At 34.7% G+C, this 13,831-nt stretch carries 11 protein-coding genes; 4 read left to right on the forward strand and 7 right to left on the reverse strand.

Annotated features, from left to right (window positions below):
- The first annotated feature begins 160 nt into the window (after positions 1–160).
- A complete protein-coding gene (locus tag I3217_RS10450; RefSeq protein ID WP_435049703.1) occupies positions 161–2,485 on the forward strand; it encodes a patatin-like phospholipase family protein in 2,325 nt (774 codons plus the stop codon).
- 5 nt (positions 2,486–2,490) lie between these two features.
- Here the strand turns inward: I3217_RS10450 and I3217_RS10455 are convergent, their stop codons facing one another.
- Positions 2,491–3,732: a cation:proton antiporter gene (locus I3217_RS10455; RefSeq protein WP_435049704.1), complete on the reverse strand. Its 1,242-nt coding sequence runs from the start codon at positions 3,730–3,732 to the stop codon at positions 2,491–2,493.
- Between the two features lie 227 nt (positions 3,733–3,959).
- Here I3217_RS10455 and I3217_RS10460 point away from each other — a divergent pair, with 227 nt between their 5' ends.
- The 3 genes from I3217_RS10460 to I3217_RS10470 all read left to right on the forward strand — a co-directional run bounded on the left by I3217_RS10460 (position 3,960) and on the right by I3217_RS10470 (position 8,491).
- The gene (locus I3217_RS10460; protein ID WP_435049705.1) at positions 3,960–4,772 is read left to right on the forward strand and encodes a purine-nucleoside phosphorylase; all 813 of its coding nucleotides are present in this window, start codon (positions 3,960–3,962) and stop codon (positions 4,770–4,772) included.
- A 235-nt stretch (positions 4,773–5,007) separates the two neighbouring features.
- Positions 5,008–6,546: a carboxypeptidase-like regulatory domain-containing protein gene (locus I3217_RS10465; protein ID WP_435049706.1), complete on the forward strand. Its 1,539-nt coding sequence runs from the start codon at positions 5,008–5,010 to the stop codon at positions 6,544–6,546.
- 448 nt (positions 6,547–6,994) lie between these two features.
- Positions 6,995–8,491 carry a cellulose synthase family protein gene (locus I3217_RS10470; RefSeq protein ID WP_435049707.1) on the forward strand — a complete coding sequence of 499 codons (1,497 nt, stop codon included), beginning with the start codon at positions 6,995–6,997 and terminating at the stop codon, positions 8,489–8,491.
- A 207-nt stretch (positions 8,492–8,698) separates the two neighbouring features.
- On the opposite strand, the gene I3217_RS10475 is transcribed toward I3217_RS10470, so the two are convergent.
- The 6 genes from I3217_RS10475 to I3217_RS10500 all read right to left on the reverse strand — a co-directional run bounded on the left by I3217_RS10475 (position 8,699) and on the right by I3217_RS10500 (position 13,485).
- Positions 8,699–9,478 carry an RMD1 family protein gene (locus I3217_RS10475; protein ID WP_435049708.1) on the reverse strand — a complete coding sequence of 260 codons (780 nt, stop codon included), beginning with the start codon at positions 9,476–9,478 and terminating at the stop codon, positions 8,699–8,701.
- A gap of 145 nt (positions 9,479–9,623) precedes the next feature.
- Positions 9,624–9,857 (reverse strand): hypothetical protein, encoded by a 234-nt coding sequence (locus I3217_RS10480; protein ID WP_435049709.1) that lies wholly within the window; start codon positions 9,855–9,857, stop codon positions 9,624–9,626.
- 15 nt (positions 9,858–9,872) lie between these two features.
- Positions 9,873–10,175, reverse strand: coding sequence for a hypothetical protein (locus tag I3217_RS10485; RefSeq protein WP_435049710.1), 303 nt, complete (start codon positions 10,173–10,175; stop codon positions 9,873–9,875).
- Between the two features lie 17 nt (positions 10,176–10,192).
- Positions 10,193–11,167: a deoxyhypusine synthase family protein gene (locus I3217_RS10490; RefSeq protein WP_435049711.1), complete on the reverse strand. Its 975-nt coding sequence runs from the start codon at positions 11,165–11,167 to the stop codon at positions 10,193–10,195.
- Positions 11,157–12,095: an agmatinase gene (speB, locus tag I3217_RS10495; RefSeq protein ID WP_435049712.1), complete on the reverse strand. Its 939-nt coding sequence runs from the start codon at positions 12,093–12,095 to the stop codon at positions 11,157–11,159. The genes I3217_RS10490 and speB overlap by 11 nt, the downstream gene beginning before the upstream one ends.
- Positions 12,085–13,485: an arginine decarboxylase gene (locus I3217_RS10500; protein ID WP_435049713.1), complete on the reverse strand. Its 1,401-nt coding sequence runs from the start codon at positions 13,483–13,485 to the stop codon at positions 12,085–12,087. The genes speB and I3217_RS10500 overlap by 11 nt, the downstream gene beginning before the upstream one ends.
- Positions 13,486–13,831: the final 346 nt, after the last annotated feature.

Below are 13,831 nucleotides of genomic sequence, written 5' to 3' on the forward strand. Positions count from 1 at the left end.
GGTTAAATTAGTTTTAATTGACTAATCTTAAAGTTACAAATACTTTAATTGTTAACGCTATCGGAAATCTGTAAACCCATTAAAGAAAAGCTTCTTACTCCATTTTTTATTTAAAAACTAAAAATCAATATATTACCTTGCATAAAATTTCCATGACCAGATGAAATACCAGCTTGCATTAAAATCTTCGCTTTTTCTCTTAGTCTTAAACCTTTCACTCACAACATCATTAGCACAATCCACCGAAAAAAAACGTCCTAAAATAGGGATAGTATTAAGTGGCGGAGGTGCGAAAGGCATGGCTCATATTGGCGTATTAAAAGCGCTTGAGGAAGCAGGCATTTATCCCGACTACGTTACAGGAACCAGCATGGGAAGTATCGTAGGAGGACTTTACTCTATTGGCTGGTCTCCCGACGAAATAAAAAAAATGGCTTTGGGAATAGATTGGGATTTTGTGCTATCTAACAACATTCTTCTTAATAAAGTCGCTTTTGAAGAGAAAGACTTTTACGGCAGATATATGACGGAATTCCGGTTACAAGGCAAAAAAATATACCTGCCAAAAGGAGCAATAGAAGGTCAGGAGCTCACCCTGTTATTAAGCAAACTTACAAGGGAAGCCCATAATATTAAAGATTTTAATCAATTCCCGACACCTTTTGCCTGTATTGCCACGAACATAGAAAATGGAGAACCGGAAATCTTAAATTCAGGCTCCTTACCAGAAGCCTTACGCGCAAGTATGTCCATCCCCTCCATTTTCACTCCAATGGAAATTGGCGATAAATTATATGTAGACGGTGGTTTAACCCGAAATTTTCCAGTCCAGGAAGTGATTGACATGGGAGCAGATATCGTCATTGGTGTATTTGTTAGTTCTGACCTTTACAAAAAAGACAAACTTTCGTCTATGATTGATGTACTTATGCAATCGGCTTTTGTAATGAGCGCTCACGACTCAAACAAACAAAAAGAATTAGTTGATATTTATATTGAACCAGACTTAGAAGGCTATTCTACAGGAAGTTTTAAAGATACACCAGACATCATTGAAATTGGAGAAGAAACCGGAGAAAAATTCCTACCTGCATTTAAAAAGCTTGCAGATTCTTTAAAACCATTTGGCTTACGTAAAAAGCCGGAAATATTAAAAACAAGAGATTCCTATTTTATAACAGAAATTGATGTAGAAGGCAATAAAAACATACCCGTAAGTCTGATATTGGGAAAAATGGAACTAAAACCTAATACAGAAATCAGCATTGAGGAACTGGAACAAAAAATTGTTAGGCTTTACGGTTCGCAATATTTCGATAAAATTGTATACACTATAGAAGACGACAGTAAACTAATCTTAAAAGTTAAGGAGGGACCACATGGCGCTGTAAAAATTGCAGGGCATTACGACTCCGAGAATTATGCCAGCCTACTTTTTAATATGACTTTAAGAAATATGCTGCTGCCTAATTCCAGATTTGTTACAGAATTAAATTTTGCTCAAAACCCGGGAATTCGGGTAAACTATTTAAAATACACAGGACAGAATCAGAACATTGCACTCACTCTATCTACTACTGCATTCAAATCTGAAACACCATCCTATTCAGACATAACTCATGAGGACAAAATTGAAATTCAGAAAACGGGATTACTGGATCAAATAAGTTCGTCCACCTATTTTGGGCTACAAACTACCAATAACACGAATAGTACTACCGGAACAAGAATAGGATATAATTACGAACGCTTTACTCCGACAATTCAAGAAGCCTTTTCCATAGATGACAATCTGGAGTTTTATGTTAATGAAATAAAAAGTAAATCGGTGTATCTTCAGGCATTTTACACAGCGAACACCCTTAACAAATTGTATTTCCCTACTCGAGGCATATTCTTTAATGCCAATTTAAACTATTACCTCTCTTCAAAAACCAGAATTAAATTTTTTTCTTACGATAATGAAGGAGAAACTGCTGATTTTGCAGAAACCATAAATCCGGAACCCATTTGGAAGTTCGAAACTCAATTTGCAAGCGCTATACCTATTACACACAAACTTTCAGCATTAACCAATCTTAGAATTGTAATGAACGATTCAGAATCCGATTTAGAAAACTTCTCTCAAAACACGCTTATCGGAGGGTTTTCACCTTTAGGACTTTATGTACAACCCTTTTGGGGCATTGAATCTAAATACGTTTCGGCAGCCAATTTCATGTATGCATCTGCACAATTGCAATGGAATCCGCTATCGAAAATTTATTTCAACCTAGGCGTGAACTATCTGGATCTGGAACATCCTATGAAATGGATTCATGAAGACATTGTCATCGCCGACGAATCACATAAAAACCAATTTGGCGCCATGCTAACCGGAAGTTACAATTCCTTTATAGGCCCCATTTCTATCGGGATATCTAAAGGACAATACACTTCTGGGGTAAAAGGTTTTATAAGCATTGGCTTCGAACCAAAATATTAAGCTTATTAAGACATTAATTTTCTTACTAAGCCACCTACAGTAAGCCCTTGGACTATTATAGAAAACACAACGATAATATAAGTTATAACGAGAAAAAGTTCGCGATGCATTTCTGTAGTCAGGCTTAATGCCAGCGCTATGGAAATTCCACCTCGAAGACCTCCCCAGGTCATAATTTTATTGGTCTTAGGAATAAAATCCAGTCGTTTTTCAAACATACTAATGGGTCCATGTAACGACACATATCGACTAATTAAAGCTATAGGAATAGCCAGTACTCCGGCAAGAATATAACTCCACTTAAATTCTAAAACCAGCATTTCCATCCCAATTAAAACAAACAGAATCGTATTTAAAAGTATGTCTACCAGCTCCCAGAATTTATCTACATAATTTTCTGTAATTTCGGACATAGCACTTCCTCTTACGGTATCATTTCCTACTACCAAGCCCGCTGTAACCATGGCCAAAGGACCTGAAAGATGTAATTTCTGAGCAATAACTGTACCCGACATTACTGCCGCCAGCGTAATAATTACTTCAATATCATAATCGTCTATAGATTTCATTAACCGGTAAGTACAATAACCAAGTAACAAACCTAGCATTACCCCTCCAAAGACTTCTCTCCCAAAAAGTCCCAACACTTCGCCTACATGAATTGAAGCATTTCCTGTAGTTTTAGCGACTTCGTAAATGGTTAAAAACACAACCACTCCAACCCCGTCATTAAAAAGTGATTCTCCTACAATTTTTGCTTCTAAATCCTTAGGAGCTCCAACTTTTTTCAATATTCCCAAGACAGCAATTGGATCAGTAGGCGAAATAAGCGCCCCGTAAAGCAGGCAATACACAAAAGGAATATGTAGTCCCAACAGCATCAATACCAAAAACATTAATCCACCGATTAAAAATGTAGAAATTAAAGTTCCCAAGGTCGCGAACACCAGAACGGGCCAGCGTTGAATTTTAAGTTGTTCGAAATTGGTATGTAAGGCTCCAGCAAAAAGCATGAAACTTAACATCATATCCAGAAGAACCGTTTCAAAATCGATTTGAGTTATTAACTCCCTTTCTGCAAGCAACAAGGTTTTATCTATACTTGCCAAAGCAAGAACTACTAGAGTAAAAACAAGAGTAATTAGCATTAAGCCAATGGTATTCGGAAATTTTAAAATCCGAACATTTATATACCCGAACACAGCAGCAATAGAAACTAGAATGGTAATAATTACAAAATAATCCACAGGCCAAAAATTAGTTCCTTAAAATTAAACCATAATAGAACACATTAACAAGACCTTAGCAAAAAACATTTTTAAAAACCCCTAAATTAGCCTGATATTCAAAACATAGTTATTTAAAATTTCAATCCATTAAGCAACAAATCGATTTAATCCCTTGAAGAGTTAAATGATATCTATACATTTGAATATAAAATTCAAGTTTTCTTTAATACAACGTACAATTAATCATGATTAAATATATAACCGAAACTACCGAATACTTAAAAAACAAAGGTTTTAACGCTCCGGAAATAGGAATTATTCTAGGCACTGGTCTGGGCAAATTACTGGACGAAGTAAACATTTTACACGAGGTAAGTTACAACCATATACCTTATTTCCCTACAGCTACTGTCGAATTCCATAAAGGGAAATTAATTTATGGTGAACTGGCCGGAAAAAAAGTTATAATTATGCAGGGCCGTTTTCATTTATACGAAGGTTACACCTTACAAGACATTACTTATCCGGTTCGTATTATGGAAAAACTAGGCATCCACACCTTACTGGTATCTAATGCTTCTGGCGCGGTTAACCTCGATTTTAAACCCGGAGAATTAATGCTTATCGACGACCACATTAACCTGCAAGGCAGTTCCCCTTTAGCTTTTAAAGGAGTAGCCCAACTGGGCGAACGATTTGCGGACATGAGTGCCCCTTACGACAAAGCCATTAATGAAAGCTTTAAAGCCATTGCCAAAGCTCATAATATCACTTTACACGAAGGTGTTTATGCCAGTTTAATAGGTCCGCAATTAGAAACACGTGCCGAATACCGCATGCTTAAAATTATTGGGGCCGATGCCGTAGGCATGAGTACGGTACCGGAAATTATTGTAGCAAATCATTTAAAATTAAAAGCTGCTGCCGTATCGGTAATAACAGACCAGGGAGATCCGGATAACTTACACCCGGTAAATATTTCCGAAATTATAGCTATGGCTGAAAAAGCAGAACCTCATATGATTACACTTTTCAAAGAACTTATAAAAACGTTATAGATCACAAATATTTAAGTTAAAAAAGCTGCCTGAATTTCTTTCCTACATAAATTCAGGCTGCTTTTTTTATTTACACATAATTATCAAATTTAAACGTTGAGATTACTTATAAGAAACATGTAACACTTAGCTGGTGTAATCGTTTTATGTTAAAACTTATTAATTTTTACTTAATAAAGTTTTAAAGTAAACGCATCGTATTATGTAAAAATTTACTTTCACGAAAACATCCGCTATGAAACACCACTACACCAGCCTATTCATTCTTATTTTTTTTCCATTAATTATATGCGCCCAAACTGAAATTAGCGCCACGATTATCGATTCCAGTGCTTTAAAACCTATACCTTTTGCTACCATAGCGTTTAATAAAGGTTCTGGAGTTATCAGCAATGAGAACGGACAATTTCAGCTTATTATATCCAGAGATTTAACAGAAAAGGATAGTCTAAATTTTAGTTGTCTGGGATACGATTCTAAACAACTGGCTGCCCTTTCTATTTCAGACAGTCTGGTGTATTTACAACCCAAGGCTATCGAGTTAAATGAAGTCATGTTATTCAATAAAAACTACACTGTAGAAGAAATTATTGAAAAAGCTGAAGCGCAAATTAAAACCAATTATGAAACTGACTACAGTAAAAGCAAATTGTTTTTAAGAGAATCGTATTACACGACAATGATTAAAAAAGAGGTGAAAATAAAAAAATCGACCATTCCGGAATTCAATCAGCAGTTTACAGACAGTCTCTTAAATCATTTTCCCAATCAATCCGATTATTACAACGAAATTCTGGCCGAACACTACAAAAGCAAAACCAATACCGAAGATGATGAAACTGAAGACAAACTAAACATTATTAAAGCCTCTCACTTATACGATAAGGATAGTGAAATTTCATTTAACGCCTGGGAAGATAAATTTAATAATATTATAAAAAAGCGAATTAAACGCGATTCGTATTTCAAAATAAAATCGGGCATCTTTGGCACCAAAGAAGAATTAGACTCTTCATTTTATCAGGATAAAGAAAACAAAAACACAGAAGCCTATATCGAAGAGCAGAAAAAAATAGAAGCCGATAAAAAAAAGAACTTTTTAAAATACAGAAAACAATCAATTAATAATCTGGAACATAATAGTTTTTTTTCGGAAGCATCGGACCTAAACATGCTTTATAAATCCAACAGATATCATTTTAAACTTTTAGACTACTCCTTTTTAAACAACCAATATGTTTACAAAATTGCCTTTGCGCCAAAACGCAGCGAAACATATCAGGGTATTTTATATATCAACACAGAAGATTTTGCTGTAATTCGTTTAGAATACACCAATGTAAAATCCTTAAAATCGATTAAATTTCTGGGCATATCTTTCAACGACTATTTAAAAAAAGGACTTTTAATATATGTAAAAAATGCATCAGGCACTTACAGTCTGCAATATGCAGAATCTGAAAACGCGCAAAAAGCCGGCATAGACAGACCCTTAAAAATTATAGAAAAAAATAAACATGTTAAAGGCAGAAGAAAACAAAACGAAGTCGCTGCCGATATTAATTTTATCATTTCAAACAGCAGTAAAAAGCAAATGGTTGTCTTTGAAAACACAAATATTACACCATCTGAGTTTGAAAATTTTAAAGAGCAGGCGAATCAGAAACCTGTTTACTTACCTGCTTACGACCCCGAATTCTGGAATGGCTACAATATTATAGAACCCAATCAGGCTATAAAAGACTTTAAGAGCCTGGAAGCCGATAACCTATAACTCAATTCAAATAAATAGCAAAACCGTTTTCTACTTCAAATTTTATTGTATTTTTAAACACAGTTAAAGCACTCTTACCACCCAAAGGGTAACATATTGTTATCCTCAGAATACATGCAGACCCAAATAGAGGTAAGACGTTTTAAATTTATTTTACGGCTGGATTTTAATTGATTTTTCGTTTTTGAAGCTACATCCAATAATTACAGGAATGAAAATTATTAGCTTAAAAAACAATGCAATCCACTAATTTTTAACACAATATTTATAAAACCATATTTTTAATACAAAATTTAAATTAAAGTTTTTACAACATATTGCAGTTTTATCGAGGTTGTATTAAAATAACAATACAGAATTGGTCCTCAAAAGTATAAGGTAAGGTAAAAGATAGTATATTTGCCCGCATAAAATCCGAAAACAGGATTTTAAAATTTAGCTTTAAAACATGATCTTAGAAATTTTTATAATTGCCATTTATTCAACTGCTTTAGCATTGATTTTTGTTTATGCTTTGGCGCAATTAAACTTATTGCTAAACTATCTTTCTGCTCAAAAGAAAGACAACCAACTGCCCCCTTTAGATTTTTCTGAACAAGACACAGATGATTTACCTATGGTAACCATCCAACTTCCTGTTTACAACGAAATGTATGTTATGGATCGTTTGCTTGACAATATAGCAACTATAAACTATCCCAAAAACAAGCTTGAAATTCAGGTTTTAGATGATTCTACCGACGAAACAGTTAAAACTACTTGCGACCATGTAAAAAAATTACAGGCAACAGGCTTAGACATAAAACACATCACCAGAACAGACCGTAGCGGATTTAAAGCTGGTGCCTTAAAAGAAGGATTAAAAATTGCTAAAGGAAACTTTATTGCCATTTTTGATGCAGACTTTTTACCTAACCCGGACTGGTTATTAAAGACCTTACCTTATTTTCAGGATGCCGAAATTGGGGTAGTACAAACCCGCTGGGGGCATTTAAACCGCAACTACTCGCTACTTACTAAAATACAGGCTTTTGCTTTAGATGCACATTTTACTCTGGAGCAGGTTGGACGAAACAGCAAAGGACACTTTATTAATTTTAACGGTACGGCCGGGGTTTGGAGAAAGGAATGTATTATTGATGCCGGAAACTGGGAAGGCGATACTTTAACAGAAGATCTGGATCTAAGTTACCGTGCACAGTTAAAAAACTGGAAATTTAAATATCTTGAAGATGTTGAAACACCTGCCGAACTTCCTGTAGTAATAAGTGCTGCGCGTTCTCAGCAGTTCAGATGGAATAAAGGTGGCGCTGAAAACTTTAGAAAAATGCTTTGGCGTGTTTTAAAATCAGACAATATTTCCGGTAAAACAAAGCTTCATGGGGTATTACACCTATTAAACAGCACCATGTTTTTAAACGTATTTATAGTCGCTGTATTAAGTATTCCTATGCTATATATTAAGAACGAATACGCTCATTTAAAGCCTTATTTTTACGTGATGAGCTTCTTTGTGGTAAGTAGTGTAATTTTCTTTATCTGCTACTGGTTTATGTATAAAAACATTTATGGCAGCGGCATTAAAAACTTTATTCGCTACATAGGCATGTTTTTCACCTTCTTTACAGTAGCCATGGGCTTCTCGCTACATAACTCCATTGCGGTTATCGAAGGGCATTTTGGAAAGCGCAGTGAATTTGTGCGCACGCCGAAATTCAACATTAACTCTTTAACAGACAGCTGGAAAGGGAACAAATACCTAAAAAAGAATATTTCCCTAAATGTTATTTTTGAAGGACTGTTAATGCTTTACTTTGGTTTTGGAATGTATAGTGCTTTTATTGTAGGCGATCAGGGCGGTGATTTCGGGCTATTCCCATTCCACTTAATGCTCTTTTTAGGATTTGGCTACGTATTCTTTAAATCTTTAACTTCTAAAGCTTAAAAACAGCTTAATGTTATCAACCTACCATTAAAACATAAAAATAGGAAATCCTGCATTTGCAGGATTTTTTATTTTATATCATGTCCTTAAAAATTAACACACTTAACTTTTAAAAAAGAAATACACTCTTGTACAAGCCTGACTTTAAAGAAGATTTCAAATACTTATACACTCCCGTGAGTGATTTTAGAAACTGAATACTTTTTCCTAAAAAAAGAGTTTGGCGATAAACATATCTACGACCTCTACAAGAATTAAAATAATTATAATCCACTCCAGTTTATTGCTTTCGTTATGATCCATAATATCCTTAAAAAGCTCCAGATTCTCTTTTATTATTTCTATCCTGTCGTGAATTATACGGTAGCGATCTTTTAAATCGAAGGTTTGTTTTAAACCTACATTTAATCGATTTAGCTGTTCATTTTCCCAGGTACTATCAGGGGAATCAAAAATGTATAAATTTTCAGATATCTTATTTTTTATATTCAGGGTCTTTCCAATAAAGCGTTTAAGTTTGTTTCCGGAAATATCTAACTTCCCGTTATTTTCAAGAAATTGGGTATGTTTATGTGTTTCCAGAAGTAGATTTTCACTCAGCTCGGAATACATATCCAAAGCGACCGATTGCGACACATTAAGCATGATTAACCGCACCATTTCCAAATCGAGAGCAGGAAGTATAATACTTTGAAATTCCACTTTTAACAGATTTTCCTGAAGCTCCACAGTAATATCCTCAGAGATACGCTCGGTAATAGGCACCTTGAAAAAAGGCCTTACCATCTGCATATAGAGCTCTATTTCTTCTAGGGTTAGATTAAAGAAACATATAACCCCATATTGAAAAATATAGAGGAATTTGTTGGTCTTGCTTTGATAAAAGAGTTCATCGCTATCGGAAAACAGCAAAGGCAAATTTAATTGAGATTTTACATCTCGAATATTTATGGCACTTGCAACCTGATATGCTACAACATTAAACATGATTACAACATAATTTAAAGCTAAAAAACTATACCATTTTTAACCTTTTAAAAGCAGATTTTAAAAGGATGTGAAGAAGAATATTGGGTAAGCACAAAAAGATTATAATACTTACCCAATATTTTAATGTTTAAGGTTTAGAGACTTAAACGTCCAGGAGTTTTAAATTTTCTATTCTGTAAATCACTATATCGTCATCGGCAGGATCTGCAACTTCGACATAAGTAATTTTAAAGGTCTTATCGATAAAACTTTTATCGTTTTTTAAATCGAATTGTTTTAAAGCGCGAGGATGAATTTCTTCAAAGGCCATATCCTCACCCTTTTCAAACATAAATGTATAATATCCGTTCTTGTAAGATTTAAAAACAGCTTCCATGATAATTCAAACCTATTATTCGTTATCGTCGTCTTCGTCTTCAGCTTTTACTTCGTCGAAATCTACGCTGGAATCATCATCTGGAGACATATCGTCATCATCCTCAATATAGTTTTCCATAGCCTGAGCTAAACGCACACCAACTTTAACTAAGTAAATGGTATCCTCAGTTCTTACTTCTACAGCTTCTACGATTTCATTTTTGGCATTTCTGAAAGAGATGATATCTGTATCATCGTAACCATCAGGAAATTTTTCAACAAGAAGATCTAGGATATCCTCGTTTAATTTTTGGTAGTCAACAATTACTCGTTTCATAATTTTTTATACAGGGGTTACATATCTAATAAATAGGCAAAAATAAGTGGAGCGACTATCGTTGCATCACTTTCTATAATAAATTTAGGGGTATCAATATCCAGTTTTCCCCAGGTTATTTTCTCATTTGGCACTGCTCCGGAATACGATCCGTAACTTGTAGTAGAGTCACTAATCTGACAGAAATAACTCCAGAATGGCGTATCCGTACGTTCCATATCCTGATACAGCATAGGCACAACGCAAATTGGGAAATCTCCGGCTATACCTCCTCCAATCTGGAAGAATCCGATACCATTATCTGAATTATCAGTATACCAATCGGCAAGGAAAGTCATGTATTCAATTCCAGATTTCATAGTACTGGCTTTTAACTCACCCTTAAGCACGTAACTGGCAAAAATATTCCCCATAGTACTATCTTCCCATCCTGGTACAATTATAGGTAAATTCTTTTCTGCTGCAGCATACATCCATGAATCTTTTAAATCAATTTCGTAATACTCTTCCAACACACCAGATAACAGCATTTTATACATAAATTCATGCGGAAAATAACGTTCTCCCTTGTCTTCTGCATCTTTCCAGATTTTATGAATATGTGTTTGTAAACGTCTGAACGCTTCCTCCTCCGGAATACAGGTATCAGTTACACGGTTTAATCCTTTTTCCAATAAATCCCACTCTTCCTGAGGGGTTAAATCTCGATAATTTGGCACGCGCTTATAATGCGAATGCGCCACAAGATTCATAATATCCTCTTCCAGGTTTGCTCCTGTACAAGAGATAATTTGAACTTTATCCTGACGGATCATTTCAGCAAAAATCTTACCCAACTCGGCTGTACTCATGGCACCAGCCAGAGACACTAACATTTTTGCCCCTTTATTCAACTGATCTTCATAACCTTTTGCTGCATCTACTAAGGCTGCAGCGTTAAAATGAAGGTAATATTTTTCTATAAAATTTGAAATCGCTCCTTTAGTATTCATCGTCTTCAGTAAATTTTAATATGTTATTTTTTTGGCCTACTTCATCATAGGTATTATCATAATCGTCGGCCACATTTTCGTTCATAAATTTATAGCTAAGCATTTTATAATACAATTTTGCAGCTAAAAAATCTGGTGCTTTATTTAATTTATTTGGGCACAATTCCACAATATCGAACCCCACTACGTTTTTCTCGGAAAATACTTTCTTCAGGAAGTCCAAAGTTTCGTACCAAAACATACCTCCCGGTTCCGGTGTTCCTGTACTTGGCATAATTGAAGGGTCTAAAGCATCCAAATCGAATGTTATAAAAACTTGATCTGTCATTTGATCTATAACACTATCTGCCCAGAATTCATCATTAACCATCTCATGAGCAAAATACGTCTTATCGAAATCCATAACCGTATTCTCTTTAACATCCATAGAACGAATTCCTACCTGTAGCAAATTAGTTGTCTGGCTGGCTTCGTAAAGCGCACAGGCGTGATTGCAAGTCGACCCCTGATAGGTTTTACGCAAATCGGCATGTGCATCGATATGCAGAACCGTTAGATTATTAAAACACTCATTAAATGCGCGGATAGTCCCTATAGAAATGGAGTGCTCTCCTCCAAAAAGTGTCACAAACTTATTTTTCTTAATGTAGGTCTTGCTTATTTTGTGAACTGCTTCTACCATAGCTTCCGGCGAACTATTTTCCAAAACCGGATCAGCCAGATAAATGCCTTGCTTATAAACTTCTGTTCCGGTTTCTATATCGTAGGTTTCCATGTTTTCGGCAGCATGCAAAAATGCTTCAGGACCTTGATCAGCGCCTTTTTGCCAGGTACTCGTACCATCGTAAGGCACAGGAATCAACACAATTTTAGAAGTCTCTAATTTTGCGTATGCTTCTGGAATTCCGCCAAAGGTTTTACTGCTCATTATAACCTAAAATTTTAAGTAAGTCTTCACTTTTTTGTTGCTCACTAAATACACTTGTAACAAGATTTCCTTCTTCGTCCCTGTCTATTAAAATATGTTTAGGCGTTGGAATTAAACAGTGCTGCAATCCTCCAAATCCACCAATTGTTTCCTGATACGCTCCTGTATTAAAGAACCCTATATACAACGGTTTATCTCTGTTATATTTTGGAAGATAAATGGCGTTCATGTGCTGTTCGCTATTATAATAATCGTCGCTATCGCAGGTAAGACCACCTAACAATACACGCTCGTAAGTATCGTGCCAACGGTTAACCGGAAGCATTACAAATCGCTTATTAATAGCCCAGGTATCTGGTAAAGTCGTTATGAAAGATGAGTTAATCATATTCCATTTCTCACGATCGTTCTGTTGTTTTTGATATAACACTTCGTAAATGGCACCACCACTTTCTCCTACTGTAAAACTTCCGAATTCAGTAAAAATATTAGGCACATCAACGTCCTCTTCTTCACAAACAGTTTTAATCTGATTTAAGATCTCATCGACCATATATTCATAATCAAAATCGAATGCCAGTGAGTTTTTAATAGGGAATCCTCCACCAATATTTAAGCTGTCTAATGACGGACAAATCTTCTTTAATGCCGTATAAACCTTTAAACACTTTAATAATTCGTTCCAGTAATAGGCGTTATCGCGAATACCGGTATTAATAAAAAAGTGAAGCATTTTTAACTGAACCTTTTTATTATCTTTTATTTGTTTATTGTAAAACGGTACTATATTCTTGTAACCTATACCTAAACGCGAGGTATAAAATTCAAATTTTGGCTCTTCTTCCGAAGCAATTCGAATACCCACATTAAACTTACCTTCAATTTCTTCAGATAACAAATCGATTTCCTCGTAGTTATCTATAATCGGGATACAGTTTTTATGCCCGTTATTAATTAATCGTGCAATATTGGTAATGTATTGAGCACGTTTAAAACCGTTACTGATTACATAAGTCTTATCGGTAATTTTACCTTCTTTCTTTAAACTTTCTACAATATCAATATCGAATGCCGAAGACGTTTCTATATGAATGTCGTTCTTCAAAGCTTCGTTTAAAACATGTTTAAAGTGCGAACTTTTTGTACAGTAACAATAGTTGTATTTTCCCTTATAATTATTCTTTTTAATAGCCGAAGCAAACCAGCCTTTGGCTCTATTAATATTATTAGAGATTTGTGGTAAATATGTAAATTTTAATGGCGCACCGTATTCTTCTACCAGAGCCATTAAATCTATATCGTGAAATTGTAAGGTTTTATCCTTAAGTTTAAATTCGTCCTGTGGGAAATAAAAAGATTGATTGATTAAATCAATGTATTTAGTATTCATGATTGAAATTTGAAATAATAGTTAAAAATGAAAAATTAAATTACACCGAGAAATCGGGGTAGCAAAAAATAAAATGTTAACTATTTATCAAATTTGAATTTGACTTTGAGTAGTAGGTATAAAACCAAAAACATGCTGGCTTTTTACTATTGAGAAAGCGGAAGTTAGCTCTAAAATTCGGTTGCTCATCTTATGAGCGGCTTTTGAATTTGACTTCCTAATTTTCAAAAGCCCGAACGTAAAAACACTGTTCATAATGTTCAGCTAAATGCTTGTGCAAATGTGCTATAAAAATTTGAAAAAAAAAGTAATTTTATGTTTTTTTTACAAAACTTTTACTCCTTAA

Source organism: Formosa sp. S-31, from assembly GCF_051172795.1.
GTDB lineage: Bacteria > Bacteroidota > Bacteroidia > Flavobacteriales > Flavobacteriaceae > Formosa.

What these genes read in the sequence shown, in the direction of transcription:
- I3217_RS10480 (WP_435049709.1), bottom strand. Translation starts at nt 9,857, where the DNA reads ATGGAAGCTGTTTTTAAATCTTACAAGAACGGATATTATACATTTATG.
- I3217_RS10490 (WP_435049711.1), bottom strand. Translation starts at nt 11,167, where the DNA reads ATGAATACTAAAGGAGCGATTTCAAATTTTATAGAAAAATATTACCTT.
- I3217_RS10460 (WP_435049705.1), top strand. Translation starts at nt 3,960, where the DNA reads ATGATTAAATATATAACCGAAACTACCGAATACTTAAAAAACAAAGGT.
- I3217_RS10470 (WP_435049707.1), top strand. Translation starts at nt 6,995, where the DNA reads ATGATCTTAGAAATTTTTATAATTGCCATTTATTCAACTGCTTTAGCA.
- I3217_RS10485 (WP_435049710.1), bottom strand. Translation starts at nt 10,175, where the DNA reads ATGAAACGAGTAATTGTTGACTACCAAAAATTAAACGAGGATATCCTA.
- I3217_RS10465 (WP_435049706.1), top strand. Translation starts at nt 5,008, where the DNA reads ATGAAACACCACTACACCAGCCTATTCATTCTTATTTTTTTTCCATTA.
- I3217_RS10475 (WP_435049708.1), bottom strand. Translation starts at nt 9,478, where the DNA reads ATGTTTAATGTTGTAGCATATCAGGTTGCAAGTGCCATAAATATTCGA.
- I3217_RS10500 (WP_435049713.1), bottom strand. Translation starts at nt 13,485, where the DNA reads ATGAATACTAAATACATTGATTTAATCAATCAATCTTTTTATTTCCCA.
- speB (WP_435049712.1), bottom strand. Translation starts at nt 12,095, where the DNA reads ATGAGCAGTAAAACCTTTGGCGGAATTCCAGAAGCATACGCAAAATTA.
- I3217_RS10450 (WP_435049703.1), top strand. Translation starts at nt 161, where the DNA reads ATGAAATACCAGCTTGCATTAAAATCTTCGCTTTTTCTCTTAGTCTTA.